Source organism: Bradyrhizobium sp. 61 (assembly GCF_023073075.1).
Lineage (GTDB): Bacteria > Pseudomonadota > Alphaproteobacteria > Rhizobiales > Xanthobacteraceae > Bradyrhizobium > Bradyrhizobium barranii.
Genome location: NZ_JADPIU010000088.1, coordinates 67,741 through 94,137, shown reverse-complemented (window position 1 = coordinate 94,137; position 26,397 = coordinate 67,741). Strand labels below are relative to the sequence as shown.

Below are 26,397 nucleotides of genomic sequence, written 5' to 3'. Positions count from 1 at the left end.
CGGACGCAAAGTTTTTGATTTTGCAGTAGCGAATTCAGCGGCTTCCGCGCGCCTTCGCGGCGCCTTCGGCGCTCAGGTTCCCCTTGACGGCGCTGCAACTAAGGCGGAGGATTAACCGTCAAGGGTGGCAATGGAACGATCGCGCTCGTTGCAAAAGACCGCTCAAATTCGAGGTAAACGTCACGCAATCATAGCTGAGGGCTCCAGCAGCGCTGGTTGCGATTCGCGTCGAATCTGCAGATGAAACCAGCGGCTGGATTAATGTCCGACACCATTCACACGCTCTCGACGACCGGCCTGACGCCGAAGCGGCAGATCCAGAGCTGGATCGACGGGCTGACAAGCCTGTGTGGGCATTTCGACGTCGATCCGCTCGAGGCGTCCTCGCTCGAGGGACGCATCGACTACACGAGCGTCTCGCGCCTGAAGCTCTGCCAGATCGAGGTCAGCCAGCATCGCATCGCGCACACGCTGGCGCGCGCCAAAGCCAATGAACACCCGTACATCAAGATCCACTTCCAGACCTACGGCGTGTCCTATTTCGAGCAGGAAGGCCGCCACATCGAGCTGAACCCGGGCGACATCATCGCCTATGACGTCTCGTGTCCGCATTCCATCATCAGCCCTGCCTTCACCCGCCACGACGTGGTGATCGTGCCGAAGGCCTTGCTGCGCGACCGTGGATTCCCGTCGCAGCGGATGCCGGCCTGCAAATTGTCGGCGAAGACCGGGACGGGGAGAATCGCCCATGATTTCGTCCATGCCACCTTCGACGAGGCGGCCAAGCTGTCGGCGAACAGCGCGGTCGGTGTCGCCGATTCGCTGATCGACCTCTTGCTGCTGCCGTTGCGCGAAGCGGACACGATGTTCGATCGCGTCGGGCCCGAGGCGATGTATGTGCGCGCGCAATTCTTCATCCGCGAGCACCTGCGCGATCCGGATCTGTGCATCGACCAGATCTCCGCCGAGCTCGGCTGCTCCAAGCGCTATCTGCACATGCTGTTCTCCGAGCGCGGCACCACGGTGAGCGACTACATCTGGCAGGCGCGCCTGCAGAATTGCCGCCAGGAGCTCGAGGCGCACGGCGGCAAGACCATCACCGACGTCGCCTTCTCCTGGGGCTTCTCCAGCTCATCGCATTTCAGCCGCGTGTTCCGGAAATATTTTGGCGTGGTGCCGTCCTCGATCCACAAGGCCCAGCAGGGCGCCGCGGCCTCGGGCGAGCATTAGGCGAGCGCCGCAGCCGACGCAGGCCGCGCGGCGATATCTCTCAGGCCGATATAGCGACGTAGGGAATGCTGGTCACGAGAGCGACCAGCAGCACCGCGTTGCCAAGCATGCCGCTCCAATGCAGCCGGCGCAGCCGGTGCGGGGCTTCAGCATCGCCTGCGTCCCTCGCGCGGAGCTGGTCGTCGATCCGTTGCATGAACCAGCGGCGTCCCCAGATCGCCAGGGCCGCGAGCAGGCCGACGCCCATCGCGGCGACCAGGCGACCGTCGAGCAGGAAAGCCAGCGCCCCGATCACGCCGGCGACGCGCATCACCAGAAAATGGGCGTTGAACATCCCACGCAATAGCTGGGCGACGGGCTGGATATCGAGCTTCACCAGCAGGAAGGCGGGCGAGGCCAGCGTGAAGTAGCCCATCGGAAAGAGCAGGATGATCATGACGGCAACGGCGACGCCATCCGGTGTCATGCGATCGGCCTTTCTTGTCCGCCGGTGAGGGGGACGGCACCGGCACACAATCATAGCGGGAAAATGCGCTTCCGACACTAGGCTTTGGTCGGATGCCGGGCTCCGCGCGCCGCGCAAGGTTCAGGCCGGCTCGAGGCCGAGCGACCGCGCGCTCTCGATCCAGATCGGCAACTCGTGCTGATACAGGGCATTGGTCTCCTTGAAGCCGATGGCCGGCTCGAGCACGAAGGTCGCGAGAACCTCCTTCACCTTCGGATCGCTGTTGGCGGCGACGCAGAGCGCCGCCAGGCGGTCGACCACCGGCTGCGGCGTCGCCTTCGGCACGGCCCAGCCGGAGAAGCCGCTCACGGTGAAGAATTTCGACGTTGCGCCCTGCTCCGGGAGGGTCTTGATGGCGGGGATCGCGTCGACCTTCTTCGAATGCACGGCGAATACAGTGCCGCGATCGCTTTGCAGAACGGACTGCGCCGCCGTGTAGCTGCCCATTGCGGCATCGAGCGTGCCTTCCAGCATCCCCGTCCACATCGGCGCTTCGCCGCGGTAGTGAACCGGCTCGATGGAAAGACCGTACTGCTTGTTGAGCTCGTTGATCGTCATGTGCGGGGCCGAGCCCGCGCTATAGGTGCCGAAGTTGACCTTGCCGCTCTTGCGCGCGAAGGCGACGAAATCCTCCAGCGTCTTGACCCCGGTCTTGGGGTTCGCGACCAGCAACAGGCCGGCGCCCGGAATGACGCTGACCAGCGCCAGATCCTTGTCCATGTCGTAGCCGGGATTCTTCATCACGACCCGGTTCATGATGTAGGTGGTCGAGATCGAGCACAGGATGGTGTGGCCGTCGGGCTCGGCGCGGGCGACCTCTGCCGTGCCGATCGCGCCGGAGGCGCCGGGCTTGTTCTCGACCACGACGGTCTTGCCGATCTGCTTGGAGATGAATTCGCCATAGGCGCGCGCGAGCAAATCGGTCTGTCCGCCGGCGGGATAGCTGCAAATCATGCGGATCTGCCGCGAGGGCCAACTGCCTTGCGATGCGCCTTGCGCCGAGGCGCCGCGCGCGACGAAGGGCATCGCGAGTGCGCTGGTACCGGCGGCGATGAAGTGGCGGCGATCGAATTTTGCGGGCATGATTCCCTCCTGATTTTTGCCGACCCTACTGCATCGGGCTGGGGTGGCAGGCGAGACAGATTGGCGCATTCGACAAGGCCGCGCGGTGCCCATTTGCGCGTCATCCGGGCGATCGGGTCTTCCGCATCACCCGCAGCCAGACGATCTCGGTCAGGGCTACCGCAATCAGGCCGAACGTGCCGCCGATCAGCACGTTGACGATGCGCTCCTCAGCGATGCCGCTGGCGCCGCCGGCAAAGGATGCGGCGAGCGCAATGAAGAAGCAGCGCAGGCCGAAGCCGACGATGTAGCGGGAGAACGAGATCAGGGTGAGGGTGGCCGCCAGAATCGCGATGGCGTAGCCGACGCGGCTTTGCGACAGGGCAAGGCCTGGGAGAAAGCCGAGCGGCACGCCGACGAAGGCGCCGATCGCCCGCTGCTTCAGCTTGCCGGTGGACGCCGTGAGGTCGCCGACCACGACGCTTGCGGCCGACCACATCACCCATTGCCCCTGCGCGAGGTTGAAGATCTCGACCAGGGCGGCTGCGGCAAAGACCGCCATGGCGGTTGCCGCTGCGGGCAGAAACCAGTCGGCCGCGGGCGGTCCGAACGAGGTCGCGGCATTGCCACGCTGCCGCTGGTCGTAAATCTGGATAGCGCAGACGAGCGCAAGCGCGATCGGAGAGGAGGCGATGATCACGCCGGCATGACGCATCGCTTCCGAGGCGCTCACGCCCTCCCGCACCTCGCAGGCGAGATAGACGGCGGGGATGAAAACCCAATTGCCGAGCGCGCGGAAATGTTCGCCATAGCGCGTCCCCGCCACCGCAAGGAAGCCGGCGAGCGCCGTCAGCACCACGAATAGCGGCTTGACCGGAGCTGCAAGGAAAAGCGCGGCAAAGGTGACGAGAATGGCGAGATAGTGCCACGCGACGACTTTTGGCGGAAAGTGCTGCCTGAGCGCCGGAATGAGCAGCGAGACCGCGACGAGCCCCAGGTTCAGCAGCGCCGTCTCGCGCGAGATGAAATAGGCGGCGACCATCGGGCCGACGACGATCAGCGCGCGCAGGAGCTCGGCGGTTTTGATTTCGCGGGAGAGGAGATCGCGCAGGTTGGTGGCGGAGGGTGTCGTGGGGGGATTCACGGGGCACCAAAGGGGCGAACGAAACACGATGCATACCACGGAAATGTGGTCGGCACTTTGGCGTGTGGAGCGACGGTCGCACCACACCCTCGCTGTCATCGCCCGGCTCGACCGGGCGATCCAGTATTCCAGAGGCGCTTGCGATTGAATCGAGAGGCCGCGGCGTACTGGATGCCCCGCCTGCCGCCTACGCTAAAGCTTCGGCGCCCCTAGACCTCAGCCCCGGCGAAGCCTTGGCGTAGCCGGGTCGCGGGGCATGACACCGGTGATGTGACGGCACGTGTGGCTACCTCACCTTTGAATGATCTTCGCCCAGACATCGCCGAGCACCGCAGGCTCGCGCGGCGGTAGATAGGTGAGGCCGGCCTGGTTGCCGAACTCGGCGATCTTGCCCTCGGCGGCAAGGCTGGTCAGCGCCTTGTTGACCGCCTCGATCAGTGCGCCGTCGCTGGCGAGCCCGACATAGCCGCGATTGGCGCCGATCGGATAATAATAGCCCGACGCGGTGATCGTCGTGTCGGGATGCGCGGCGCGGTGGGCGTCGAAACGGCCGAGGTCGATCAGCGTCGCGTCATAGTCGCCCCGCTGGAGCGCGCCGAGGAGATCATCGCGACCGGGGACGAGATGGGTGATGCTGTCGATCAGGCGGCCCTTGTCGAAGGTCATCAGGATGGCATCGCCCAGCGAGCCGCTCTCGATCGCAAGGCGAAGGCCGGCGAGATCGCCGATATCACCGATCTTGCGGCCCTGCACCTTCGGCCCGAGTACCACCGTTATCGGCGAATAGACGTAAGGCTGGCTCGGCGCGAGCACGCCGAGCGCGACGCGGCGGCGCCGGTCGTCGCGCGTGGCCCCGGTGAAATCCGGCAAGCGTGCCGTCTTCATGCCGGGCTTGACGAGGGAATCCGTCGTCAGCGCATAGCCGCCGACCAGCGAGCAGCGCCCGTCGGAGAGCAAAGCGTTGGCCTCGAGCTGCGGGCTCGAATCCTCGTCCAGCTTGCTCTCGAACCACTGGATCTTCAGCGGCCGGCCGATCCGGTCCGCGATCGCCTGCGCCAGCAGCACGTCGAAGCCTGAATCCGGCTTGCCCTTGTGATGCACCGAGAGCGGAGGCCGGTCCTCATCGAGGCAAACCTTCAGCGGCTCCTCGGCCGCGCGCGAGGCGGTGGTCGCCGCCGCGAGGATCGCGGCAACGCTCCATGCGGCGAGCCAGGGTCTCATGGCTTTCTCCTGCTCGAGACGAAGGCCCAGAGATTGCCGATCTCGTCGTCGCTCAAAATGTCGGCCCAGGGCGGCATCTTGTTGTTCTTGCCGTTCTTCACCGTGGTGACGAAGCGCGTCTTGTCGTCGGGAAAGGCGCGCAGGTCCGGCGTGATGGTGCCGGAATTCATCATGTTGGGGCCGTGGCAGTGCGAGCATTTCGAAGTATAGGTCGACTTGCCATAGTCGATCTGTGCCTGCACGGGATTGCCGGTTGCATCGTCCGCGGCACGAACGGTCGCCGCAAGCGCGACCGTCAGCACCGCGACGGTGGCGACCGTCGCCACCGTCTTGTGAGATATGTCCTTCAGCATCGGGCCGTGGTTATTGCTTGACCGCAAAAACCCACAGCGAGCCGCCGGGCGGCACTTTGGCAAGCCGCTCGTCGCCGGAGAACAGCGAGTAGACGCCGCCATAGCCGGAGGTGACGGCAATGTACTGCACGCCATCCTGCTGCCAGGTCACCGGTTGTCCCTCGATGCCGGAGCCGGTCTGGAACTGCCAGAGCTTCTTGCCGGTGTCGGCATCGAAGGCCTCGAACTCGCCTGTCAGTGCGCCCGAGAACACGACGCCGCCTGCGGTCGACAGCACGCCCGAGAAGCGCGGGATGTCGCTTGGCGCTTCCCACTTGGCCTTGCCGGTCATGGGATCGATCGCCTTCAGATGACCGCGCGGGCCGTCACCCCACTCCCAGAGGTCGGTGAGGTCCATGCCGAGATACCATTCGCCCTGCTTGAAGGTGACAGGCTCGGTCTTGTACCTGCCGCCGAAGGCGAGCGTGTTGGCATAGGCGAGGCCGGTCTGCGGATTGAACGACATCGGCTCCCAGTTCTTGCCGCCGAGGATCGACGGATAGACGGTGACCTTCTTACCGTCGCGCGCGTCCTTCGAGACGTCGGTCTCGATCGGCTTGCCGGTCTTCATGTCGATGCCGGTCGCCCAATTCACCTTCACGTAAGGATTGGCCGCGAGCAGCTTTCCGTTGGTGCGGTCGAGCACGTAGAAGAAGCCGTTGCGGTTGGCGTCCATCAGCACCTTGGTCGGCTTGCCCTCGACATTCATGTCGGCGAGGACCATCTCGGCCACCGAGTCATAGTCGAACGGATTGTTCGGCGAGAACTGGTAGTGCCACTTGATCTTGCCGGTCTTGGGATCCATCGCCAGCACGGAGCAGGTGTAGAGGTTGTCGCCCGGGCGCACCGCCGAATTGAACGGGCCGGGGTTGCCGATGCCCCAATAGACCGTGTTCAACTCGGGATCATAAGACCCCGTGATCCAGGTCGAGCCGCCGCCGAGCTTCCAGGTGTCGCCCTTCCAGGTGTCGCCACCGGGCTCGTCGGGCGAGGGGATCGAATGGGTACGCCAGAGATGCTTGCCCGTCGCCGGATCCCAGCCGTCGATGAAGCCGCGGGTGCCGAATTCGGCGCCGGAGATGCCGGTGATGACGACTCCGTCGGCGACCAGCGGGGCCACCGTCATCGAATAGCCTTCCTTGATGTCGGCGGCCTTCTGCCGCCACAGCTCCTTGCCGTCCTTCGCATCGAGCGCGATCACGTTGGCGTCGAGCGTGGTGCGGAAGACCTTGCCGTCATAGAGCGCCGCACCGCGATTGATGATGCCGCAGCAGACGATGCGCGGCGTCTCGGCGGGATACTCGATCTTGGATTTCCAGATCTGCTTGCCGGTCTTGGCATCGACCGCCATGGTCGCATTGTGCGAGGTCACGTAGATTACGCCCTGATACACCAGCGGCTGCGATTCCTCGCTGCGATCGTCATTGAAGCTGTAGTTCCAGACCGGGACGAGATTCTTGACGGTGTCCTTGTTGATCTGGTTCAGCGTCGAGAAGCGCTGGAGATTGTAGCCCATCCCGTAGTTGAGAACGTTCGATGTATCGGTCGCACCCTTGACCAGCTGCTCGGTGGTCTGGGCGTTTGCACACGTCGATGCAAGCATGACGAGGCTCGCGGCCATCGCAAAGCGTTTCATCCGTTCCTCCCAATATGCGCGCCTTTTGACGCTGCGGAAGCAACACTCCGCCCGAACGCAAAACACGTCAATACGAAAGTGGTAAGTGCGTCGCCGATATGTTGGATGCCAGATGCGGGTCACCTGACGGAAACCTGACAACCGACTTCAACTTGTGCGCAGACGCTGAAAAAATTCCGTGGCATGAAGCATTGCCGGCTTCGGCCGCTCTGCTCGGGCCGTCGGGTTCCGCGAGTTGTGCGGTGCGCAGGTTGCAATTCCGGACTTGAACCGGGGCTCGCTTGTGGACTTATGTCGTTTCGATCCCCTACGAATCGGGGGGCTGGTCAGGAGGGTTTGATGATTTCACGTCGCTCAGTTGCGCTTGCGCTCACGATTGCAGTGCTGTCCGGTCCAGCTTGGGCTGCTTCCGGCAACGCCGTAAAGATGTTCGACACCGACAATGACGGCACGCTCGATCTCGCCGAGGTGAAGAAGGCGGCCGCCGCGCTGTTCGCAAAGCTCGATCCCGATCACGACGGCACGCTTGACGCGCGCGAATTGCGCGGACGGTTAACGGCGAAAGAACTCGCCGCCGCCGATCCCGATCGCGACGGGACTCTCACGCTCGACGAATATCTCGCGGTGGTGGAGCAGCGCTTCAACGCAGCGAATCCCGACAAGGACGGAACGCTGGATGCGAAGGAGCTAAACTCGCGCGCCGGCCGCGCGCTGCTGCGCCTGTTGCGGTGAGAGACGCGGCGCTTGACTGGGAGCGAAGGCGATTTGCCCGAGAGGGAAATTCGCGAGCATAATGCGACAGTTCGCTGTGTTTGCGCTTCGATTCCAGGCTTGCGCTGCACCTGACGCAGCCCTAGGTTTTGCCCCGCGCGATGTCGCGCTCAATACCCTTGGGAGACCCGAATGGCTTGGAAAGCTCCGAAGATCGTGGAAGTGCCGGTCGGCATGGAAATCAACATGTACGCCTGCGCTGCGCGCAAGTAAGACTGACGACCTGCCGCGGCTTCGATGGCGAAGGCCGTCGAAGCCGTGGTAGTGTTCGCAATGCCCATTGGAGCCCACACGATCTGGACGGCAATTGCGTTCGGTGTTGCGCTTGCACCGGCGTGTGTCAGTGCCGAAGAGAGCTTTGATACCGAGCACATCTTCGGCTTCATGATCGGCACCGATGTCGGCAATCCCGGCGAGCGCGAATTCCAGACTCAGACCACGGGACGCTTCGGCAAGGGCGGCACCTATCGCGCCCTCCAGCAGGAGGTCGAGATCGAAGTCGTGCCGCTGCCGAACTTCCGTATCGAGGTCGGCGGCACCGCCACGCTGCATGACATCACCGGCGTTCCCGATATCGACGACCGCCGCCAGTTCAATTTCCAGGGTGCCTCGCTCGACCTGCGTTACCGCCTGCTCGACCGCGGGCGCGCGCCATTCGGATTGACTGTCGCCGCCGAACTCCATGGCGATCGCATCGACGAGACCAGCGGCGCGAAGGGGCGGATGTACGGCACCGATTTCACGCTCGCTTTCGACCGCGAGCTGGTCCCGAACTTCGTCATCGGCGCGCTCAATTTGATCTATCAGCCGGAATGGGCGCGCTTCGAGGTGGCAGGTCTGTCCGAGAAGAGTTCGACGATCGGGGCGGCGTTTGGCGGCTTGGTGCGCGTGCGCCCCAATTTTCTGCTCGGTGGGGAGATGCGCTACTTCCGCCAGTATGAGGGCATCGGCCTCGGTGAGCTCTCGGGGCAGGCGCTGTTTGTCGGTCCGACCGCCTATTTCCAGCTATCGGAGAAGTCGCGGCTCACCCTGAGCTGGAGCATGCAGGCCTGGGGCCGCCCGGCCGGATCGGGCGGCAATCTCGACCTCGTCAATTTCGAGCGTCATCAGGCGCGATTGGTGTTCGGGGTAAACTTCTAGGTGTTTGTTCCGCCTCTGCCCGCGCTGGGAGAGGGAACATCCCGTCCGTTTGAAACTTCCTGCTCCTCGGAACGTAATCTTTCGTGCTAATCTCGATTGTCCCCTTGCGACAGGATTCCGGCATGAACCCGATTGACCTGGTGGTGACTGTGTGTGCGGTGCTCTCGCCTGCGACCTGCGAGGAGCAGCATCTGGTGTTCAACTTTGCGGGGTCGCCGAGGCAATGCGTGATGGCTGCGCCGCCCTATATCGCGCAATGGGTCGGCGACCATCCGAAGTGGCAGGCGGTGCGGTGGCGCTGCGAATATCCGCACCCGAACGACAAGGCGTGAGCCGCCTTCGTTATTTCGAGCAGTCCTTCAGGTCTTTGTCGGCGATCGAGAACACCGCGTCCGCCTTGATCTCGATGTCGCGGACGATGCACTGCCGCGCATTGGGATAGCTGACCCTGGCGTCATAGCGGCCGGGTTCGACGCCGGTGATGCGCAGCCGCTCGTCGTGGTCGACCTCCTTGTCCTTGTCGTTCAGGCACTGGTTCGGGCCCCACTCGGTCTTGCCGGCGGGCGAGAGCTGGAAGCCGGAGATCGTCTCCGTCGTCAAATTCCAGAGCCGGATGCCCTTGCCCTTGCTTTGGGCGGCGGCTTCGCCGGCCAACGTCAACAACGCGATCAAAGCCAGAAACCAACGCATCAGCCGATCCTCCCAAAGGCGCCCTGTTATTCCCTGATCAGGCGCTCGCGGTTCTTTGCCTTGTCGAAATTCCTGGCGCGGTCAAGGCCGATCGGCGCGATCAGCTTCGCCGAGGCAAGATCAGCGCCCTCGAAATCGGCGTCAGTGACGGTGGCTCCGGTCAGGTCGGCGCCGCCGAGCTGAGCATTTTTGAGCGACGCGCCGGTCAGGTCGGCTCCCTTGAGGGAGGCAAATTCGAGATCGACGCGCGACAGGTCGGCATTGCGCGCGTTCAACCCTTCCAGATTGGCGGATCGCAGCACGGCGCGCATCAGCCCCATCGACTGGTTGCGCATATCGGCGCCAAGATGCGCGTTCGCAATCGAGGCGCCGATCAGGCTTGCGCCGGTGAGGTCGGCCGCGATGCGAGCACCGGCCAGGTCCGCGCCGTCCAGACGCGCGCGCGCCATCTGCGAGGCGAACAGATTGGCGCCCTTCAGGCTCGCGCCCGCGAGATCAGCGTCGAGCAGCCACGCCTGATCGAGGATCGCCTGATCAAGACGGGCACCGGCGAGTTTCGTCTTGTTGAGTCGTGCCGCACGGAGAATCGCCGTGGAAAGGTCAAGACCCGAGAGATCGAGCCCCGACAACCGCTTGCCGGTGAAATCGGCCGGCGCCCCGGCGCTGGCTTTGGCCAGGATGGCCTCGACCTCCTGCCGGCTCATTTCCGCGGAGACCATCGCGGGTGACGTGAGGTCGACGTCACGCATCATGTCCTGCGCGCTCGCCATGGTCGCGACGAGAGCGAGGCCAAGCGTCATGAGGGCGACCATTCGCGTCATCATCGGGCTCCGCTACGGGCCCTGTTTAGCACGCGCTTTGCGTGGCTGCCTATGAGGCATCACGCCCGGCGCGTTCGCCGCCATGTTCGCCTTGGATTCTCGCCGCGAGGTCCGCCCTGATCGCGGCTACCTCTGCGTCGCCGCGTGCGCCACGCGGGATGCTGATGGGCACTTCTGCCAGAATTCGCGCCGGCTGCGGCGACAGGAAGAACAAGCGGTCGCCGAGGCGGACCGCATCGTCGAGGCTGTGGGTGACGAGCAGCGTCATCATGGGGCGGCTTGCGACCAGCGTCGCGATCTCGTCGCGCAGGCGGCCGGCGAGCGCGTCATCGAGCGAGGCGAGGGGCTCGTCAAGCACGAGCAGATCGGGCTCGACCGCGAAGGCGCGGGCCAGCGCGACGCGCCGGGCAAGACCCAGCGACAATTCGCCCGGAAAGTGGCTGCGATGCGCCTCCAGCTCCAGGATCCTGAACAGCTCCGACAGCTTCGCCTCGGAGATATCAGGGGCCGCAAGCCGCACATTCTGCTCGACCGAGCGCCACGGCAGCAGCCGTGGCTCCTGGAACACCATCCCGATCCGCGCTTCCGGTGGACGCGCGATGGTCCCGTGGAAATCGCGGTCGAGCCCGAGGATAATGCGCAGCATCGTGCTCTTGCCGCAGCCGGAGGGGCCGATCAAAACGCCGACCTCACCGGATTGAAGCGCGAAGCTGACCGGGGCCAGCACCTCGTGCGTTTCGCCCGCGGCACTCCTGAATGTCTTTCCGGAGATATCGACTTCAAGCCGCACGGGGCCGCCACCGGGTTGCGCGGGCTTCGAACGGCTGCACCAGCAAGGTTTCGATGACGAGCACGACGGCCGCGAAGGTGAGCGAATAGGCCAGCAGTCGCGGCGTGTCGAACAGCTGGAAGGCGACGCCGATCTCGAAGCCGACGCCGTTCGGCCGTCCCAGCAGCTCGGCCACCAGCACGATCTTCCATACCAGCGACAATCCGGAGCGGGCCGAGGCTGCGATATAGGGCGCAAGCTGCGGCAGCACGACGTGGCGGAACGCACGCCAGCGCGGCATCGCGAACACGGTGGCCATCTCGTCCAGCGAACGGTCGAGCGCGCGCGTGCCCTCGCGCAAGGTGACGATGGCGGTCGGCAGCTTGTTGATGGCGATCGCCGCGATCGCGGCCGCTTCGGTCAGGCCGGCCCAGATGTAGGCCAGCACGATCACGACCAGCGCCGGCAGGTTCAGCAGCAGGATCAGCCAGGGATCGCCGAGCCGGTCGGCGAGCTTCACCCGTCCCATCAAATAGCCGATGGCGCTGCCGAGCGACATCGCCAGCACGAAGGCGAGCGCGACGCGCGCCAGCGTGGCGCCGAGATGCAGGAACAGGGCGCCGCTCGATGCTTCCGCGATGATGACGTTGAGCACGGCCGGCGGGGAGGGCAGCTTTGCGCCGCCGACGAACAGCGCGGCAATCCACCAGGTTGCGAGGAACAGGGAAAACGAGAGAAGACGCAGCACCTCAGTCTCCGGGGACCGCGTGATAGAAGGTGCCGGGATCGAGCTCGGCCGCCGGCCCGACCAGGTCGCGTCCGCCGATCTCGGCAAGCACGCGATAGAGCACGCGCGCATCCGCCTCCTCGTCCACGATGCTCCGGCGCGGAATGCCGTCGCGATAGCGGTCGCGGTAGGTCTTAAGGATGGCCGGATCGCTCGCGCCGGTGAGCGGCGCTATCTTGTCCCAGGCGGCGTCCGAGGTGATCAGCAGCTGCTTGGCCTTGCGGGTCATCGCAATGAAACGCGCCACCGCATCGCGGTGGCTTGCGGCCCAGCCTTCGTCGAAGACGTAGCCGACCGCGGACACCGCGCCCTTGGCCCCGAGCTTCGGCAAAATGTCCTCGATGCCGGCGAGGCGGCGAAAGCCCTTGGCCTCGAGCTGCGCACAGAAATTCCAGAAGTTGAGGCTTGCATCCATCTCGCCATCGAGCGCCTTGGCGGCGATCAGGGGCGGCGCGCCATAGACGATGCTCGCATCGGACTTCAGGTCGATGCCGTCCTGCTTCATCCGCGCCTGCAGCAGCAGCCAGCTCTTGTCGATCGCGCCGCCGCCGACGCCGAGCTTACGGCCCTTGAGGTCGGCGAGCGTCTTGAGTGGCGACGAGGCCGGCACCATCACCGCGCCGAGCGCGCTGGAATAGGGATAGAAGGTGAGCTTGGCGCCGAGCACGCGCTCGCGCGACACCCACAGCCAGTCCGACAGGATGATGTCGGCACTCCCGGCGCGCAGCGCGATCTTGCCGGCCTCGGGGCTCGCGAGCTCGGTGACGTCGAGCGACAGATCGGCTTCCTTGTCGAGCCCGCCGGCGCGGATTGCGGCCAGCTCCCAGGAGAATGTTCCGGTCTTCTGCACTGCAAGGCGGATCGTATCCGCGGCGCGGCCGGGTGCGGCCAGCGACAGCGCCAGCGTCATCGCGAGCGCCAATGTTCGTCCAGGCGCTCTCAAACCAAGTGCTCTCATCACCTTGTGAGCCGTTTCCTCGAAGGGAGTGCTTTTCATGACAATACGCATAGCATAGCTTTCGTCGCAACCAGCGGGAGGACGCTCATGAATCTGGCGGGACGGCTACGACCGATTGTCGCCGCATTGGCGGTGTGGGCTGCGACCGTCTACGCCGCGCGTGCCGAGGAGGCCAACGATTATCCGACCTCGGCGCGTGCCGAATACGTCTATGGCTGCATGAAGGCCAATGGCGAGAGCCGGCAGTCGATCGAGCAATGCTCCTGCTCGATCGACGTGGTGGCCTCGATCGTGTCCTATGACCGTTACGTCACCGCCGAGACGGCGCTGAGTATGTCCCAGGTGCGCGGCAATCTCGGCGTCCAGTTTCGTACGTCGGAGCAGGCGAATTCGGCGGTGAATGATCTCCGGCGCGCGCAGGCGGAAGCCGAGGTGAGGTGTTTCTAGCTGCCGCATAGACGGTGCGATCCCTTCTCCCCTTGCGGGAGAAGGTGGCGCGAAGCGCCGGATGAGGGTATGCCTCCGCGAATACTATCGTAAGAGAGTAGCTCGCGGAGACAAACCCCTCACCCAAGCGAATTTTTGTCTACCAGCGGTGCTGCCCTCTCCCACAAGGGGCGAGGGCACAGTCATCCGCACCGCGTTTGACTTTGAAGGGGGAGGGAAGGCAGCGCCTTACGTCCCCGGCTTCTCCACATCCCATTCATTGCGGAACACATGCCCGTCCGTGTCCTTCGCCTCCGCACGGAACCGCTTGGCTCCGTTGGACACATAGGTGAAGCGCAGGTTGGGATCTTCCGAGATCGAGATGCCGCCCTCCATCGACAGCACGGGGCTGTCGTCCTGCGTCAGCTTCAGCTGGTTGACGAAGAAGGCGGGGACGTAGAGCTGCGTGACCTGATCCATTTGTAGCCCGGAATTGTTGGGATGGCCGATCATGATCTGCGCCTCGCGGGCGCGGCTGGCCGGTGCCTCCTCGCGCGCGAATTGCCGGTAGCGCATCTGGCCGAGCCGGTTCCTGGCTTCCTCGATGTTCTTTCCTGCCGGCGCCGAGCAGCCGCCTGAGGCCTTCACATAGGTCTTGGCGACGTAAAGCTGGCCGTCGCTGAGCTCGGCAACCGCGTGGACGTCGGTATAGTTGTTGACGCGCACGCGCGTGGAGATCTCGGTGACGTTGGCATCTGCGCCGAGCTCGAACTTCGCTGCCATCGGCGCGGGGTTGCGGTCGATCACCAGCGTGATCGAACGGATGCGGCGGCTATCCGCGGGCGACAGTTTGCTGCGCAGGGTCACCGGCACGATCGCCGCGTCCTCGGCGCGATAGGGCATCTCGATGCCGATGACGTCGTTGCCGTCGTTGATCGGACGGTTGCTGAAGATGTCCTGCACCAGGCCCGGCCAGGGATCATAAGCCTCCTCGGCGCTCGCCGGCACAGCGAAGGCGATGCCAAGCAATGCGGCGATCAGGGGCAGGCGGCGTGTGCATCCCGTCATGGTCGTGGTTCCGTGCGGACGAAGCAGTTTTCTCTGGGGCGGCGCAGCCGATCCCCCGTCCAGCGTAGCGCGTCCACTACTCCCATTCAATTTCCGAAAATGCTGCGGTTGCGTTGCGAGCATTGTAGTCTTCGAACAATTGCCAATGCGGCCGTTCCGATGCGGCCGCCTTGTCGGCGGCAGTCCGGATCGGCTCGCCCTTCTTGTTCGACGCCCGCACGTCCGCCAGCAGCGTCGTGAGATAACGCCGCTCGTCGCCGAGCGCGGCAGGCCAGTCGCTCACAGGCCCGTGACCGGGCACGACGCGCTGCGCTGGAATCTTGTCGAGTTCCCCGAGCGAGCCGAGCCAGCCGCGGATGCTGCCGTCCATCACCGGGATATGGCGGAGGAAGACGAGATCGCCCGAGAACAGCGTCTTGCTGGTCTCGTCGAACACGGTCAGATCGTTGTCGCTGTGCCCCGCCGGCCAGGCCCGCAAGGTGAGGCGGCGCGACCCGAGATCGAGCGTGAGGGTATCAAAGACGAGCAGGGTGGGCGGCACGATCTTCACGGGATCGATCAATTCGCTACCCATGAGGCGTCTAAAATTGTCGAGATAATACGGCCCGCGCGTCGCCAGCGCCTGCGGCAGCTTGCTGTGGCCGACGAAGCTGGTTCCCTCTGCGGCAAAGGCCGCATTGCCGAAGACATGGTCGGGATGGCCATGGGTGTTGATGACGTAGCGGATCGGCTTGGATGTGCGAGCCCGCACCGCCGCCAGCAGCGCCTCGCCCTCACGGAGGCTGCCGCCGGTGTCGATCACGGCCACCGCATCCTCGCCGACGATAAAGCCGACATTGGCGATGTCGCCTTCGTTCTCGCGGGTCATGAGGGCGGTGGTCCCGGAGTGCACGAAGATTCCTGGTGCGACTTCGCTCACAGGCAATTCGGCTGCCCCGGCGCGTGCTAGCGTTGCTGTCCCCAGCAGGGACAGGGCTGCGATCAAGGAAGCGATGCGAGACACTTTTCCGCCTCAGTTCAGATGGCTTGCCGCACTGCACTGCAACAAACCAAAGCCAACACAAAGTTTGGCAAAGCATGGCGCGTCATGCGTTGCATGGCTAGCATTCAAACAAACCGAGGAGGAAGCGCGATGACGGAGGCCGGGCGACATCGTCGCTGGTTGTTTTCACTGTGGGTCCTGGTGGCATCCTGCGCATTCGGCGACGTCGCCATTGCGCAGACCAGCGAGACCGGCGACCTCTCGTTCGAGCTGGTCGATCCAAAAGTGCTGCGCGTCTGTGCAGACCCGCGCAATCTGCCGTTCTCGAACGAGAAGGGCGAGGGGTTCGAGAACAAGCTCGCCGAGCTGCTCGCAGACAAGCTCCAGAAGAAGCTCGACTACGTCTTCTTCCCGCAGGCCACCGGCTTCGTGCGGATGACGCTGGGCGCGCATCGCTGCGACGTCATCATGGGATTTCCGCAAGGCGACGATCTCGTGCAGGGCACCAATCCCTATTATCGCACGTCATACGCGCTGGTCGCGAAAACAGGCAGCGGGCTCGAGGAAGTCGATACGCTCGAAGACCCGAAGTTGAAAGGCAAGCATGTCGGCATCGTCGCCGGCACGCCGCCGGCCACCAACATGGCGATCGCCGGCCTGATGGGCGATGCAAAACCCTATCCCCTGATGATCGACACGCGCTTCGACAACTCCGCACAGGCGATGGTCGACGACCTCGTCGCCGGCAAGATCGACGCCGGCGTGCTGTGGGGTCCGATGGCCGGGTATTATGCGAAGAAGGCCGGCTCGCTTCATGTCACGCCGCTGGTGAAGGAAACCTCGGGGCCGAAGCTGGTCTATCGCATCGGCATGGGCGTGCGGCCCGCCGACCAGAACTGGAAGCGGCAGCTCAACAAGCTGATCCAGGAGAACCAGGGCGAGATCAACAAGATCCTGCTCGACTTCGGCGTACCGCTGCTCGACGAGAGCGACAAGCCGCTCGGCGCGGAGACGGCCAAGAAGACGCCATGAGGCGGCGCGTTGCCGCTGCGCTGGTTGCCGCCATTCTGGTGGCGCCGGCGTTGGCGCAGCAGCAGGAGCCGTTCGAGCCCGAGGGGTATCGCTCCGACAATTACCGCGCGCCGGTGCCGGCGACGCTCACTGGCGCGCGCGTGCTGACGACTGCGGAGGCCGAAGCAATCTGGCGTGCGAAGAGCGGCGCGTTCATCGACGTGCTGCCACGCGCGCCGAAGCCGAAGAACCTCCCCGAAGGCACCGTCTGGCGCGATATGCCGCGGAAAAACATTCCGGGCAGCATCTGGCTGCCGGACACCGGCTACGGCGTGCTGCCGCCCGCCATGGACGATTATTTCCAGCGCGGCCTCGCCCGCGCCGCGCGCGGCGACAAGGCTGCGCTGCTCGTGATCTATTGCCTGGCCGACTGCTGGATGTCCTGGAACGCCGCCAAGCGCGCCTTGGCTTACGGTTATGCCAACGTCGCCTGGTACCCCGACGGCACCGACGGCTGGGAGCGCGCAAACCTTCCGACCGAGGAGACGCAGCCGCAGCCGCGGCCCGAGCAGTAGCTGAGCGAGCGCAGGTGCGCTCCCTCGCCCCGCTTGCGGGGAGAGGGTTGGGGTGAGGGGGGACTCTCCGCGGGCGCGGTGTTGAAGATACACGCTGCTTCCTCGTCGTCATTGCGAGCACAGCGAAGCAATCCAGAGTCTTTCCGCAGAGGGATTCTGGATTGCTTCGCTGTGCTCGCAATGACGGTGGGATGGAGCGTCGCGAATGTTGACCGGACGGACTCGCGGAGGCTCCCCCTCACCCGGAATCCGCGCTATGCGCGCATTCCGGCCTCTCCCCGCACGCGGGGAGAGGCGAAGATCCAAGCCCTACTGCTTCTGCAGCTTCGTCAGCGTGCCCGTACCGTTGTTGTCGGTCGCCGAGTACGTCACCCTGTCGCCGGCATGGACGGCATCCAGCATCGCGGCGTCCTTGGCCTTGTACTCCTGAAGCGTGCCGGCGCCGCCTGCGCTGCCGCCGACCGTGCCCTTCTGTGTCTGCTGGATCGAGATCGTGCTGTTGAGCCGGTCGATTCTGGTGACCATCCCGGTCATGTCGTCAGCAAAAGCAGGGGACGCAAGCGTGCTGATGGCTGCAGCGCATGCGAAGATGAATTTTGTTGTTCCCATCGAGGCCTCCCGACGTCTTGGAGTTCACGTCGACAAGCCATCCTAGAGCGATTTGGTTCCGGCTGATAGCGCGGCAAAGGGTAACGATTGATATCGCGGGAACTTTCCGAAAGTCGTCGTCAGCGAGGCTGACGCTATTCCATCTCCTGCTGGATCACGCGTCCGAGAGCGAACAGGCGCTGGTCAATCGCGGTCGGAACCTCGCAGACGAACCGCACCACCTTGTGGCGATCTTCGAAAATGCGGGTTTCCCAGATCAACTGGTTGCTGAGCGCATCGACCTTTGCGTCGTCGCGTGGTGTCGCGCTCTGGAGCGCCTGGAGCTGGATCGACTCCTCGCGGATCTTGTCGGCCGCCTCGCGCTGTTTGCGGCTGACGCGTTCGAGCCCATTCATGACCTGCGAGCGCTGGGCGTTGAGCGTGTCGAACAAGCCGGCGAACAACAGCTTGGCGTTCGCCGTCTTGTCAGCGGCGGAGCCGGCCAAAAACGCCTTCACCGACTTCTCGGCCTCGTCCATCGGCGTCTTCCGCGCCGACAGTTTTGAGACCAGCGCGGTGACCTTTGCGTCGTCCTTCCATTTGGTCTCGGCGTCGTCGAGTGCGGGACCGGCCCAGACGGCGGCGAGCGAGATGTCCGGCACCTTGGCCTGCGTGCAAGGCCAGTTGGGATAGCGTGGATCGGCGGCGCACGCAGCCGTGCTCGCAACGGCGAGCGCAAAAGCGGCCATGGCCAGAACCTTCATCCTTCGCCTCCCGCAGGGCCCCGTCGCGCCAGCCCGCGCGAGGGATCATAGGCCAGAATCGCGCCGATCATGAAGACGATTGTGCAGGCCGCCACTACCGCCAGCGAGATCCAGTTGATTTGCCCGTAGAATGCAAAACGTATCAGCTCGACCGCATGGGTGAACGGGTTGGCCTGGCAGAGATAGTAGAGATAGGGGCTGCCCTCCTGCACCCGCCAGAGCGGGTAGAGCGCGGAGGAGGCGAAGAACATCGGAAAGATCACGAAGTTCATTACGCCGGCGAAGCTTTCAAGCTGCTTGATGCCCGAGGAGATCAGCATGCCGAGCGAGCCCAGCATCAGCCCCGACAGGATCAGCGCCGGCAGCACGGTGAGATAGCCGATCGCGGGAGGGGTGATGTCCCAGAACCAGGCGATCAGCAGGAACGCATAGACCTGGAGCAGCGACACTGCGGTGCCCGCCAGCAGCTTGCAGAACAAGAGGAACCCGCGCGGCAGCGGGCTCACCAGCAGCGTCCGCATGTTGCCCATCTCGCGGTCATAGACCATCGAGAGCGAGGACTGCATGCCGTTGAAGAGCTGGATCATCGCCATCAGTCCGGGCGCGATATAGACCTCGTAGAGGATGTAGGTCTCGTAGGGCGGGATGATGGAGATGCCGAGCACCTGGCGGAAGCCGGCGGCGAAGATGAACAGCCACACCAGCGGCCGCACCAGCGCCGAGACAAAGCGCTCGCGCTGATGCAGGAAGCGCAGGCCCTCGCGCCAGACGATGCCGGTGAGGCAGGTCATGTATTCCGCGGCCGAGAAACCGCGCGGTGTATCCCGCGTCGTGATGCTGCTCATGCGCCGCCTCCCGGCATCGTCTGCGCACCGGTCAGGCGCATGAAGGCGGTGTTGACGTCCTGTGCGCCGGCATCCGTGACGACGCGGCTCATCGGCCCCTGCGCCAGCACCTTGCCCTGGTGCAGCACCACGAGGTCGTCACCGGCCATGATCTCGTCGAACAGATGCGTGGCCCAGAGCACGCCGATGCCTTGCTCGGTCACGAGCTGGCGGACATGGCTGATGATGTCGGCGCGCGCCTTGACGTCGAGGCCGACGGTCGGCTCGTCCAGCAACAGCAGCCGCGGCCGGTGCAGCAGGGCGCGTGCGATCTCCAGCCGCCGCATCTGGCCGCCCGAGAGATCGCGCACCTTACTGCCGGCACGCTCAGAAAGGCCGATGCGGCCGAGCAGCTCGCCGCTGCGCGCGGCCGCTTCGCGCCGGCTGATGCCGTGGAGTGCGGCGTGATAGAGCAGGTTCTGCGTCAGCGACAGGTCGAGATCGAGCGTGCGCGGCTGGAATACGACGCCGAGCAGCCGCAGCGCCTCGCCGGGGCTCTTGCTGATATCGTGGCCGAAAATGCCGACGCGGCCGCTCTGGATGCCGAACAGGCGCGTGATCAGCGAGAACAGCGTACTCTTGCCCGCGCCGTTGAGCCCGAGCAGCGCAGTGAAGCTAGCAGGCTGCACATTGAAGGAGACGTCCATCAACGCCCGGCGCGGCCCATAGGAATGGCTGACGCCGTCGATCGACAGCGCCGGCACCGCGGCCGATTCCAGCCTCGGCATCTCCTGTGGTTCGGCGATGGGAGCAGGGCTGGTCATGGCGAGATCGTAATGCCCCAGGGCAGTTCGCCCACCTGAATGGTCTTGATCACCTTTTGCGCGGCGACGTCGATGACCGAGACGTCGTTCGACACGCCGTTGGTGGTGAGCAAGTATTTCTCGTCCGGCGTGAACGCCATGTGCCAGACGCGCTGTCCCACCAGCAAATATTTCGTCACCTTGCGCGAGGCGACGTCGACCACGGCGATGCGGTTGGCGGGGCCGAGCGCGACGAAGGCGGTCTTGTCGTCTTTGGTCATGCCGATGCCGACCGGCTGGATCGCCTCTTTCCGCAATCCCGGAATCTCGAACGTGACCTTGCCGGTTACCTCGTGCTTTTTGGGATCGATGATCGAGACCGTGCCGCCGATCTCCGAGGACACCCACAGCTCGGAACTGTCGTGCTTGAATTCGGCAAAGCGCGGCCGCGCGTCGACCAGCACGTTGGCGACGATCTGGCGCGACGAGGTGTCGATGAAATGCGCCATGTTGGTCGTCTCGGACGTGTTGATCAGCGTCTTGCCGTCGGGGCTGATGGTCATGCCCTCGGGCTCGACGCCGACCTGGATGTCGCCGAGCCGCGCACGCTTCTCCAGATCGATCACGGTCACCGTGTTGTCGTTCTCGTTGGCGACATAGAGGATTTTTCCGGCCGCATCCTGCGCGAACAATTCCGGGTCGGGCCCGGAGGGCAGGCTGTCCACGATCGCTTGCGTCTTCGCATCGATCACCTGGATGGTGTCGTCGTCGCCGACCGCGACCATCACGAACTTGCCGTCGCGCGTGAAGTCAATGCCGCGCGGGCGCTGGCCGACCTTGATGGTCTTGGTCACGGTCCAGCTGTCGGTGTCGATCACCGAGACCGTGTTGCTCTTCTCGTTCGAGACATAGGCGATGAAGGCATGCGCGGGCGCGGCCGCAAGCGCCAGTCCGGACAGCAACCCCACACGCCACATGCGCAACATTCGCGTCCTCATTTCAGCTTGCATTTGCTCTCCGGGCGGTCGTAGCCGAGCGTGTCGAGCTCGGAGACCTGGTGCAGAAATCCCTCCTGCGGCGACACCGACACCACCATCCGGCCGTCGACCAGCAGGATCGGCTGGCGCAGCTGCAGGTTCCAGTCGCGCAGGGTCAGTCTTGTGCCCTTGAAGGCAGCGACCGAAAAATCCGGCCCCTTGATGAAGTCGGTGACCTTCTTGACGTCGCCGGAATTGGTGCGTGAGGTGGCCTCGCCGATCATGCGCACCGCCGTCCAGGCCTGCATGTCGAGCGGGGTCATGCGCCGCGAGTTCAGCTTGATGAAGCGGTTCTGCATCTGGATCGCGCCCCACTGGTCCTGCGATGCGTCCCAGCTGCGCGGCACGAGGCCGGCCGAGCCCGCGACGGGGCGCGGATCCCAGGTGCGATAGGGCAGATAGGCGCCGAACACTTCGCTCTCGTCGGCGGCGACCAGCACGTCATAGGCCGGCAACTGTTGCGTGAACACCGGCATCTGGCGCTGGATCAGCGTGACACCGCTATCGGTGCGGCGCGCGCCGCCCTTGTCCTCGAAGGTCTTCTCTTGCACGATCTTGGCGCCGAAGCGTGTGGCGGTACGCCGGAGCGCGTCTGCAAACAGCTTGTCCTCGTCATGCGAGCCGACCACGAGCACCCAGCGCTTCCACTGCTTCCACACCAGGTATTGGCCGAGCGCATCGGCCAGCATCGCGCGCGTCGGTGCGGTGTGGATGACATTGGCGCGGCAATCGGCCTCGCGCAGGCGCTCGTCGATCGCGCCGGCGTTGAACAGCAGCGTGCCGCGCTCACGCAGGGCGTCCGAGACCTTCAACAGCGCGTCGGCCGGCAGGTCGGCGATGATGAAGCCGTTCTTCTCGGCGAGCGCAGCCGCAGCCTCAACCGGATCTTCGCCTTCCTTGATGCGGTGCTCCTCCAGCGTGAAACGCTGGTTGAGGAATTTTCCCGTGGTGTTGTTGTCCTCGATGGCGAGGCGCGCGCCGGCGACGCCGTCATTCTCCGCAGGCTGCTCGACCAGCGACAGCGTCGATCTGGTGCCGGCGACGCCGAGATAGCCGACGCCGATCTGCACCGGGTCGGCCGCGAGCGCGCTCGTCGCGGCAAGACCCAGGCCGATCAGGCCGACCAACCATCGGATCATGTTTCCTCCAGATGTTCTCCCTGGCTTGACCGCCGGTGGAGAATTGTCTCTGCTAAAGCATGACCGATTTGGCCCGGCTTGCAACCCCGCATTTCGTCCCCGCGCGCGCGAGGCCGGGAATCACGATCATGCGAGCGCTGATCTGTTTCGCAGCTTTGCTGTTGACCGGTTCGGTCGCGTTGGCCGATCCGCCAAGGCTCGCGGTATTCGATTTCGAGCTGATCGACACCAGCCTTCCCGGCGAGTTCTACGGCTCCAGGCCGGAAGAGGCGCGGCTCGAGCGCATCAGCGACCAGCTGCGCAAGGAACTGGCGCTGTCGGGAAGGTTCCAACTGCTCGACATCGCACCGGTCAGGGATGCCGCCCGTCATGCCAATCTGCAGGCCTGCGGCGGCTGCGACCTCAAGCTTGCCGGCCAGCTTGGCGCCGACCTAGAGATCACCGGCATGGTGCAGAAGGTCTCGAACCTGATCATCAATCTGAACATCTATTTGCGCGACGTGAAGACCGGCAACATGATCACCACCGCCAGCGCCGACATGCGCGGCAACACGGACGAATCGTGGTCGCGCACGATGAGCTACCTGATCCGCAATCGATTGCTGGCGCCGAACTACGGGAAGCCGGAGTAGAGCTTCGCCTTTCCCCGCTAGCTCTGCTGCACCCTCGCCCCTTGTGGGAGAGGGTGGCTTCGCGAAGCGAAGACGGGTGAGGGGTCTCTCTCCGCGAGTCTAACTTTCACTTGAAGCGCGGTGAGATACCCCTCATCCGGCATCCGGCGCCATAGCCGAAGCTTTGCTTCGGCGTTCTTAAGAACGGCGGCCGTGGGCCGCCTATGCCACCTTCTCCCGCAAGGGGAGAAGGAAGAAATCACCCCTTCAATCTTTCCGCATGCCAGTGCAGATGATCGCCCATGAAGGTCGAGATGAAATAATAGCTGTGGTCATATCCCGCCTGCCGCCGCAGCGTCAGTGGGATGCCCGCCTTGGTGCAGGCGGCCTCGAGCAGCTCGGGCCTGAGCTGTTCTTTCAGGAAATTGTCGGCCTCGCCGACGTCGACGAGGAAGCCGGAATATTTCGCGCCGTCCTCGATCAGCGCCACGGTGTCGTGGTTGCGCCAGGTCTCCTTGTTCGGTCCGAGATAGCCGGTCAGCGCCTTGATGCCCCAGGGCACGAGCGACGGCGCCACGATCGGCGCGAACGCGCTGGCCGCGCGATAGCGGTGCGGATTGCGCAGCGCGACCGTCAGCGCGCCGTGGCCGCCCATCGAATGGCCCATCACCGATTGCCGCTTGGCGTCGACCGGAAAATTCTCCGCCACGAGCTTGGGCAGCTCGTCGGTGACATAGCTCCACATGCGATAGTTGCGCGCGAACGGCTGTTGCGTCGCGTCGACATAGAAGCCGGCGCCGAGGCCGAAATCATAGGCATTGTTGGCATCGCCCGGCACGTCGGGCCCGCGCGGACTGGTGTCCGGCGCGACGAAGATCAGGCCGAGCTCGGCGCAGGCTTTGCGGAATTCGCCCTTTTCGGTGACATTGGCATGGGTGCAGGTGAGGCCGGAGAGATACCAGACCACGGGAAGCTTTGCGCCGGCGGCATGTGGGGGAACATAGACCGAGAACACCATGTTGGTTCCGGTCGCCTGGCTGGCATGGCGGTACACGCCCTGCACGCCGCCATAGGATGTGTTGGTCGAGACAGTCTGGATCGTCATGCCGTTATGCTCCGTGGCATCTAACCACATCAAGATTGCAACGCTTGTGTGACCGAATTCGTGGCGGTGTATGCGTCAGGCGACGCCGCTGTCGATCGCCAGCCGCACCAGCTCGACCGAGGTCTTCACGCCGAGCTTCTGTCGCATGATCGAGGAGGTGTTGGCGACAGTCTTGTAGGACGACTGCACCAGCCACGCGATCTCAGACAGGCTCTTTCCGGCGCTGAGCAGCCGCAGGATTTCCATCTCGCGCGCGTTCAGCTTCGACAGCGGGCTTTGCGCCAGCGTCGGTCCTGCAAACGCGATGCTGCGCGCGATCGCGGTCGGCAGATAGGTGCCGCCGCCCCCGACGGCGCGGATCGCCTCGACGAGGTCGTCGGGGTCGCCGGTCTTGGAGACGTAGCCCTTCGCCCCGCACTCGATCGCGCGCGCGGCGAATGCAGGGTCGTCGTTCATGCTGAACATGATGATGCGGGCCTCGGGCGCACGTTCGAGGATGCGGCGCGCGAGCTCGAAGCCGGAGACGGTCGGCAGGTTGATGTCGATGATGCACAGGTCGGGGCGCTCGACAATGAAGACGCATTCGCCGTCCTCGGCGTCGGCGGCCTCCAAAATCTCGATCTCGCCCTCGTCGGCCAGCACGGCACGGCAGCCGGAGGCGACAATGGGATGATCGTCGACGATCAGAATGCGCATAGGCGTTCCCCGTGACAGCCTCGGCCTGCTTTTCCGCCGCATGATCCGAACAAGAACGCTGCGCGCGTCTCATGTCGCCTCATGCAACCCGGCCGGGATTGCTGTACGCTTTCGATTAGATATCGGGCGCTTCGCCTCTGTCAACGTCATCGGACAGGCGCGGGCCAACCTTCGCGAGGCACGGGCGGCACCAATGTGGCAAAATCTATCGTTGCGCGCGCGCATCAACCTTCTGCTGGCGCTGCTGCTGGCGCTGGGGCTCGCCGTCAATATCGGCCGCCAGGTCGCGGAAGCCGGGCCGCGCGTGCAGGCCGAGGACCAGAGCGTGATCCGGCTTGCGCGCGAATTCATCGAGATGATCGTTGCGGATCTGAACGAGGCGCCCGATCCGGATGCCAGGTTGAACCAGATCGCGCGCGATCTGAGCCGCCTGCGCCATGTCAGCATCGCGCTTCAGGACGCCGGCGGTAACCCGCTGACGCCGCCCCGGCCTGCCGATGACGACGCGCGCGGACCGCCGGCCTGGTTCGTCGGCCTGGTTCATCCCGAGCAGACCACGGTGAGCGTGCCGGTCTCGGTCCATGGCAAGCCGGGCTCGCTGGTGATCACCGCGCATCCCGACGACGAGATCGCCGAGATCTGGGACGCCATCGTGACCCAGCTCGAGGTCGGCTCGGTGATCGCGCTCGCGCTGTTCCTGGTGATGATGACGGTGGTCGGCCGCGCGCTCGCGCCGCTGCAGTCGTTGGCGCAGACGATGACCGCGATCGAGGGTGGGCATTATGACGCGCGCGCCACGCCGGGCGGTGCGCCCGAGCTGGCCGCGATCTGCGGCAAGCTCAATCATCTCGCGGCGGCGCTCGGCGAGGCGGTGGAGGAAAAGCGGCTCCTGGCCGAGCGCGCGGTGTCGCTCCAGGACGTCGAGCGCAAGGAGATCGCGCGCGAGCTGCATGACGAATTCGGGCCGTATCTGTTCTCGCTGCGCGCGCATGCGAGCGCGCTGGCGAAGCTCGCGGACGGGCGCGCGCCGAATGCCGACTCGGTCCGGAAGCACGGCAGCGCCTTGCTGGAACAGATCAACCAGCTCCAGCAGTTCACCCGCCGGGTGCTGGAGCGGCTCCGGCCCGTCGGCCTTGCCGAGCTCGGCCTGCGCCAGGCGCTGGAATCGCTCTCGCGGCTGTGGCGGGAGTCGCATCCCGACGTCGCGATCGAAACCGTGATCTCCGCCACGCTCGGGGTCACCGGCGAGACGGCCGACCTCACCATCTACCGCATCGTGCAGGAGGCGCTCACCAACGTGTTCCGCCACGCCGGCGCGACGTCGGTCAATGTCGTGATCGAGCCCGTCGAGCAGGCCGGCGGCCGCGGCTATGCGCGCGTGCGGGTCAGCGACAACGGCCGCGGCATGGAGCCGGGCCAGAAGCTCGGCTTCGGCCTCGTCGGCATGCGCGAGCGCATTCTGGCGCTGGGCGGCACGCTCAACGTCGTCTCCGGCGACGGCGGCTTGACCGTGGAGGCGCTGGTTCCGACGGCGGCGTCCTGATTGCATCGGGAAAAATTCCCGATTTGGTCGGGAAAACGGGTGCGGATAGTGCCAGACCTTTTGTGGCTGGCGGACTCACTGCCGCCGAATACACTCATC

31 protein-coding genes are annotated in these 26,397 nt (G+C 64.7%); 10 read left to right on the top strand and 21 right to left on the bottom strand.

Features of this window, described 5'->3' with window-relative positions:
• Window positions 1–261: 261 nt before the first annotated feature.
• Complete coding sequence (locus IVB46_RS37025) at window positions 262–1,230, top strand: helix-turn-helix domain-containing protein (protein WP_014493617.1); 969 nt, start codon at window positions 262–264, stop codon at window positions 1,228–1,230.
• 40 nt (window positions 1,231–1,270) lie between these two features.
• Here the strand turns inward: IVB46_RS37025 and IVB46_RS37020 are convergent, their stop codons facing one another.
• From IVB46_RS37020 to IVB46_RS36995, 6 genes are all read right to left on the bottom strand, one after another.
• Window positions 1,271–1,696 carry a hypothetical protein gene (locus IVB46_RS37020; protein ID WP_028151278.1) on the bottom strand — a complete coding sequence of 142 codons (426 nt, stop codon included), beginning with the start codon at window positions 1,694–1,696 and terminating at the stop codon, window positions 1,271–1,273.
• A 120-nt stretch (window positions 1,697–1,816) separates the two neighbouring features.
• Window positions 1,817–2,818: a tripartite tricarboxylate transporter substrate binding protein gene (locus tag IVB46_RS37015; protein ID WP_247303471.1), complete on the bottom strand. Its 1,002-nt coding sequence runs from the start codon at window positions 2,816–2,818 to the stop codon at window positions 1,817–1,819.
• 100 nt (window positions 2,819–2,918) lie between these two features.
• A complete protein-coding gene (locus tag IVB46_RS37010) occupies window positions 2,919–3,941 on the bottom strand; it encodes an FUSC family protein (protein ID WP_247303469.1) in 1,023 nt (340 codons plus the stop codon).
• A 291-nt stretch (window positions 3,942–4,232) separates the two neighbouring features.
• On the bottom strand, window positions 4,233–5,162 hold the full coding sequence (locus IVB46_RS37005) for a transporter substrate-binding domain-containing protein (RefSeq protein WP_247303466.1): 930 nt from the start codon (window positions 5,160–5,162) through the stop codon (window positions 4,233–4,235).
• Complete coding sequence (locus tag IVB46_RS37000; RefSeq protein WP_085405669.1) at window positions 5,159–5,515, bottom strand: cytochrome c; 357 nt, start codon at window positions 5,513–5,515, stop codon at window positions 5,159–5,161. The genes IVB46_RS37005 and IVB46_RS37000 overlap by 4 nt, the downstream gene beginning before the upstream one ends.
• Window positions 5,516–5,525: 10 nt before the next feature.
• A complete protein-coding gene (locus IVB46_RS36995) occupies window positions 5,526–7,190 on the bottom strand; it encodes a methanol/ethanol family PQQ-dependent dehydrogenase (protein WP_247303464.1) in 1,665 nt (554 codons plus the stop codon).
• Between the two features lie 339 nt (window positions 7,191–7,529).
• On the opposite strand from IVB46_RS36995, the gene IVB46_RS36990 reads away from it, so the two are divergent.
• The 4 genes from IVB46_RS36990 to IVB46_RS36975 all read left to right on the top strand — a co-directional run bounded on the left by IVB46_RS36990 (window position 7,530) and on the right by IVB46_RS36975 (window position 9,433).
• Entirely contained in the window at window positions 7,530–7,922 is a 393-nt protein-coding gene (locus IVB46_RS36990; RefSeq protein WP_063981985.1) for an EF-hand domain-containing protein, read from the top strand.
• A 171-nt stretch (window positions 7,923–8,093) separates the two neighbouring features.
• Entirely contained in the window at window positions 8,094–8,174 is an 81-nt protein-coding gene (pqqA, locus tag IVB46_RS36985; protein ID WP_012029362.1) for a pyrroloquinoline quinone precursor peptide PqqA, read from the top strand.
• A 24-nt stretch (window positions 8,175–8,198) separates the two neighbouring features.
• Window positions 8,199–9,101 carry a hypothetical protein gene (locus tag IVB46_RS36980; RefSeq protein WP_247303462.1) on the top strand — a complete coding sequence of 301 codons (903 nt, stop codon included), beginning with the start codon at window positions 8,199–8,201 and terminating at the stop codon, window positions 9,099–9,101.
• A 122-nt stretch (window positions 9,102–9,223) separates the two neighbouring features.
• On the top strand, window positions 9,224–9,433 hold the full coding sequence (locus IVB46_RS36975; RefSeq protein ID WP_014493627.1) for a hypothetical protein: 210 nt from the start codon (window positions 9,224–9,226) through the stop codon (window positions 9,431–9,433).
• A 10-nt stretch (window positions 9,434–9,443) separates the two neighbouring features.
• On the opposite strand, the gene IVB46_RS36970 is transcribed toward IVB46_RS36975, so the two are convergent.
• Genes IVB46_RS36970 through IVB46_RS36950 form a run of 5 tightly spaced genes read right to left on the bottom strand, consistent with a single transcriptional unit; the run spans window position 9,444 to window position 13,078 of the window.
• Complete coding sequence (locus IVB46_RS36970; RefSeq protein ID WP_187387988.1) at window positions 9,444–9,791, bottom strand: hypothetical protein; 348 nt, start codon at window positions 9,789–9,791, stop codon at window positions 9,444–9,446.
• Window positions 9,792–9,817: 26 nt separating this feature from the next.
• Window positions 9,818–10,603: a pentapeptide repeat-containing protein gene (locus IVB46_RS36965; protein ID WP_247303460.1), complete on the bottom strand. Its 786-nt coding sequence runs from the start codon at window positions 10,601–10,603 to the stop codon at window positions 9,818–9,820.
• Between the two features lie 58 nt (window positions 10,604–10,661).
• The gene (locus tag IVB46_RS36960; RefSeq protein ID WP_247303459.1) at window positions 10,662–11,402 is read right to left on the bottom strand and encodes an ABC transporter ATP-binding protein; all 741 of its coding nucleotides are present in this window, start codon (window positions 11,400–11,402) and stop codon (window positions 10,662–10,664) included.
• On the bottom strand, window positions 11,392–12,129 hold the full coding sequence (locus IVB46_RS36955; protein WP_038957639.1) for an ABC transporter permease subunit: 738 nt from the start codon (window positions 12,127–12,129) through the stop codon (window positions 11,392–11,394). The genes IVB46_RS36960 and IVB46_RS36955 overlap by 11 nt, the downstream gene beginning before the upstream one ends.
• 1 nt (window position 12,130) lies before the next feature.
• Window positions 12,131–13,078 (bottom strand): ABC transporter substrate-binding protein, encoded by a 948-nt coding sequence (locus tag IVB46_RS36950; protein WP_247304734.1) that lies wholly within the window; start codon window positions 13,076–13,078, stop codon window positions 12,131–12,133.
• Between the two features lie 135 nt (window positions 13,079–13,213).
• On the opposite strand from IVB46_RS36950, the gene IVB46_RS36945 reads away from it, so the two are divergent.
• Window positions 13,214–13,573, top strand: a complete 360-nt coding sequence (locus IVB46_RS36945; protein WP_247303456.1) for a hypothetical protein — start codon at window positions 13,214–13,216, stop codon at window positions 13,571–13,573.
• Between the two features lie 228 nt (window positions 13,574–13,801).
• Here the strand turns inward: IVB46_RS36945 and IVB46_RS36940 are convergent, their stop codons facing one another.
• Window positions 13,802–14,620, bottom strand: a complete 819-nt coding sequence (locus tag IVB46_RS36940) for a quinoprotein dehydrogenase-associated SoxYZ-like carrier (RefSeq protein WP_247303454.1) — start codon at window positions 14,618–14,620, stop codon at window positions 13,802–13,804.
• A 76-nt stretch (window positions 14,621–14,696) separates the two neighbouring features.
• The gene (locus IVB46_RS36935; protein WP_247303452.1) at window positions 14,697–15,623 is read right to left on the bottom strand and encodes a quinoprotein relay system zinc metallohydrolase 2; all 927 of its coding nucleotides are present in this window, start codon (window positions 15,621–15,623) and stop codon (window positions 14,697–14,699) included.
• A gap of 129 nt (window positions 15,624–15,752) precedes the next feature.
• Between IVB46_RS36935 and IVB46_RS36930 the strand changes: the two genes are divergently transcribed.
• Window positions 15,753–16,634 (top strand): substrate-binding domain-containing protein, encoded by an 882-nt coding sequence (locus IVB46_RS36930; RefSeq protein WP_247303450.1) that lies wholly within the window; start codon window positions 15,753–15,755, stop codon window positions 16,632–16,634.
• Window positions 16,631–17,188, top strand: coding sequence for a PQQ-dependent catabolism-associated CXXCW motif protein (locus IVB46_RS36925; RefSeq protein ID WP_247303448.1), 558 nt, complete (start codon window positions 16,631–16,633; stop codon window positions 17,186–17,188). Before IVB46_RS36930 ends, IVB46_RS36925 begins: the two co-directional genes overlap by 4 nt.
• Window positions 17,189–17,497: 309 nt before the next feature.
• Here IVB46_RS36925 and IVB46_RS36920 read toward each other — a convergent pair whose 3' ends face one another.
• The 6 genes from IVB46_RS36920 to IVB46_RS36895 all read right to left on the bottom strand — a co-directional run bounded on the left by IVB46_RS36920 (window position 17,498) and on the right by IVB46_RS36895 (window position 22,343).
• Window positions 17,498–17,797 (bottom strand): copper-binding protein, encoded by a 300-nt coding sequence (locus IVB46_RS36920; RefSeq protein ID WP_063981995.1) that lies wholly within the window; start codon window positions 17,795–17,797, stop codon window positions 17,498–17,500.
• 134 nt (window positions 17,798–17,931) lie between these two features.
• Window positions 17,932–18,540: a hypothetical protein gene (locus tag IVB46_RS36915; RefSeq protein ID WP_247303446.1), complete on the bottom strand. Its 609-nt coding sequence runs from the start codon at window positions 18,538–18,540 to the stop codon at window positions 17,932–17,934.
• Window positions 18,537–19,385 carry an ABC transporter permease gene (locus tag IVB46_RS36910; protein ID WP_063981997.1) on the bottom strand — a complete coding sequence of 283 codons (849 nt, stop codon included), beginning with the start codon at window positions 19,383–19,385 and terminating at the stop codon, window positions 18,537–18,539. Before IVB46_RS36910 ends, IVB46_RS36915 begins: the two co-directional genes overlap by 4 nt.
• The gene (locus IVB46_RS36905) at window positions 19,382–20,188 is read right to left on the bottom strand and encodes an ABC transporter ATP-binding protein (RefSeq protein WP_247303444.1); all 807 of its coding nucleotides are present in this window, start codon (window positions 20,186–20,188) and stop codon (window positions 19,382–19,384) included. The genes IVB46_RS36910 and IVB46_RS36905 overlap by 4 nt, the downstream gene beginning before the upstream one ends.
• Window positions 20,185–21,153, bottom strand: a complete 969-nt coding sequence (locus tag IVB46_RS36900; RefSeq protein ID WP_166343188.1) for a YVTN family beta-propeller repeat protein — start codon at window positions 21,151–21,153, stop codon at window positions 20,185–20,187. Before IVB46_RS36900 ends, IVB46_RS36905 begins: the two co-directional genes overlap by 4 nt.
• 8 nt (window positions 21,154–21,161) lie before the next feature.
• Window positions 21,162–22,343 carry an ABC transporter substrate-binding protein gene (locus IVB46_RS36895; protein ID WP_247303442.1) on the bottom strand — a complete coding sequence of 394 codons (1,182 nt, stop codon included), beginning with the start codon at window positions 22,341–22,343 and terminating at the stop codon, window positions 21,162–21,164.
• 59 nt (window positions 22,344–22,402) lie between these two features.
• Here IVB46_RS36895 and IVB46_RS36890 point away from each other — a divergent pair, with 59 nt between their 5' ends.
• Window positions 22,403–22,975: a DUF3280 domain-containing protein gene (locus IVB46_RS36890; RefSeq protein WP_247303440.1), complete on the top strand. Its 573-nt coding sequence runs from the start codon at window positions 22,403–22,405 to the stop codon at window positions 22,973–22,975.
• Between the two features lie 238 nt (window positions 22,976–23,213).
• Here the strand turns inward: IVB46_RS36890 and fghA are convergent, their stop codons facing one another.
• Together fghA and IVB46_RS36880 are read right to left on the bottom strand one after the other, a co-directional pair.
• Window positions 23,214–24,059, bottom strand: coding sequence for an S-formylglutathione hydrolase (gene fghA / locus IVB46_RS36885; protein ID WP_247303438.1), 846 nt, complete (start codon window positions 24,057–24,059; stop codon window positions 23,214–23,216).
• A gap of 75 nt (window positions 24,060–24,134) precedes the next feature.
• Window positions 24,135–24,755: a response regulator transcription factor gene (locus tag IVB46_RS36880; RefSeq protein ID WP_014493646.1), complete on the bottom strand. Its 621-nt coding sequence runs from the start codon at window positions 24,753–24,755 to the stop codon at window positions 24,135–24,137.
• 193 nt (window positions 24,756–24,948) lie between these two features.
• On the opposite strand from IVB46_RS36880, the gene IVB46_RS36875 reads away from it, so the two are divergent.
• Window positions 24,949–26,298 carry a histidine kinase gene (locus IVB46_RS36875; RefSeq protein ID WP_063982002.1) on the top strand — a complete coding sequence of 450 codons (1,350 nt, stop codon included), beginning with the start codon at window positions 24,949–24,951 and terminating at the stop codon, window positions 26,296–26,298.
• Window positions 26,299–26,397: the final 99 nt, after the last annotated feature.

Coding starts and splice junctions, on each gene's coding strand:
- IVB46_RS36900 (WP_166343188.1), bottom strand. CDS start 21,153: ATGTTGCGCATGTGGCGTGTGGGGTTGCTGTCCGGACTGGCGCTTGCG.
- IVB46_RS36980 (WP_247303462.1), top strand. CDS start 8,199: ATGGCGAAGGCCGTCGAAGCCGTGGTAGTGTTCGCAATGCCCATTGGA.
- fghA (WP_247303438.1), bottom strand. CDS start 24,059: ATGACGATCCAGACTGTCTCGACCAACACATCCTATGGCGGCGTGCAG.
- IVB46_RS36895 (WP_247303442.1), bottom strand. CDS start 22,343: ATGATCCGATGGTTGGTCGGCCTGATCGGCCTGGGTCTTGCCGCGACG.
- IVB46_RS36995 (WP_247303464.1), bottom strand. CDS start 7,190: ATGAAACGCTTTGCGATGGCCGCGAGCCTCGTCATGCTTGCATCGACG.
- pqqA (WP_012029362.1), top strand. CDS start 8,094: ATGGCTTGGAAAGCTCCGAAGATCGTGGAAGTGCCGGTCGGCATGGAA.
- IVB46_RS36945 (WP_247303456.1), top strand. CDS start 13,214: ATGAATCTGGCGGGACGGCTACGACCGATTGTCGCCGCATTGGCGGTG.
- IVB46_RS36990 (WP_063981985.1), top strand. CDS start 7,530: ATGATTTCACGTCGCTCAGTTGCGCTTGCGCTCACGATTGCAGTGCTG.
- IVB46_RS36925 (WP_247303448.1), top strand. CDS start 16,631: ATGAGGCGGCGCGTTGCCGCTGCGCTGGTTGCCGCCATTCTGGTGGCG.
- IVB46_RS36880 (WP_014493646.1), bottom strand. CDS start 24,755: ATGCGCATTCTGATCGTCGACGATCATCCCATTGTCGCCTCCGGCTGC.
- IVB46_RS36965 (WP_247303460.1), bottom strand. CDS start 10,603: ATGGTCGCCCTCATGACGCTTGGCCTCGCTCTCGTCGCGACCATGGCG.
- IVB46_RS37015 (WP_247303471.1), bottom strand. CDS start 2,818: ATGCCCGCAAAATTCGATCGCCGCCACTTCATCGCCGCCGGTACCAGC.
- IVB46_RS36975 (WP_014493627.1), top strand. CDS start 9,224: ATGAACCCGATTGACCTGGTGGTGACTGTGTGTGCGGTGCTCTCGCCT.
- IVB46_RS37020 (WP_028151278.1), bottom strand. CDS start 1,696: ATGACACCGGATGGCGTCGCCGTTGCCGTCATGATCATCCTGCTCTTT.
- IVB46_RS36920 (WP_063981995.1), bottom strand. CDS start 17,797: ATGGGAACAACAAAATTCATCTTCGCATGCGCTGCAGCCATCAGCACG.
- IVB46_RS36905 (WP_247303444.1), bottom strand. CDS start 20,188: ATGACCAGCCCTGCTCCCATCGCCGAACCACAGGAGATGCCGAGGCTG.
- IVB46_RS37000 (WP_085405669.1), bottom strand. CDS start 5,515: ATGCTGAAGGACATATCTCACAAGACGGTGGCGACGGTCGCCACCGTC.
- IVB46_RS36950 (WP_247304734.1), bottom strand. CDS start 13,078: ATGACGCTGGCGCTGTCGCTGGCCGCACCCGGCCGCGCCGCGGATACG.
- IVB46_RS36915 (WP_247303446.1), bottom strand. CDS start 18,540: ATGAAGGTTCTGGCCATGGCCGCTTTTGCGCTCGCCGTTGCGAGCACG.
- IVB46_RS36890 (WP_247303440.1), top strand. CDS start 22,403: ATGACCGATTTGGCCCGGCTTGCAACCCCGCATTTCGTCCCCGCGCGC.
- IVB46_RS36940 (WP_247303454.1), bottom strand. CDS start 14,620: ATGACGGGATGCACACGCCGCCTGCCCCTGATCGCCGCATTGCTTGGC.
- IVB46_RS36930 (WP_247303450.1), top strand. CDS start 15,753: ATGACGGAGGCCGGGCGACATCGTCGCTGGTTGTTTTCACTGTGGGTC.
- IVB46_RS37025 (WP_014493617.1), top strand. CDS start 262: ATGTCCGACACCATTCACACGCTCTCGACGACCGGCCTGACGCCGAAG.
- IVB46_RS36910 (WP_063981997.1), bottom strand. CDS start 19,385: ATGAGCAGCATCACGACGCGGGATACACCGCGCGGTTTCTCGGCCGCG.
- IVB46_RS36970 (WP_187387988.1), bottom strand. CDS start 9,791: ATGCGTTGGTTTCTGGCTTTGATCGCGTTGTTGACGTTGGCCGGCGAA.
- IVB46_RS37005 (WP_247303466.1), bottom strand. CDS start 5,162: ATGAGACCCTGGCTCGCCGCATGGAGCGTTGCCGCGATCCTCGCGGCG.
- IVB46_RS36875 (WP_063982002.1), top strand. CDS start 24,949: ATGTGGCAAAATCTATCGTTGCGCGCGCGCATCAACCTTCTGCTGGCG.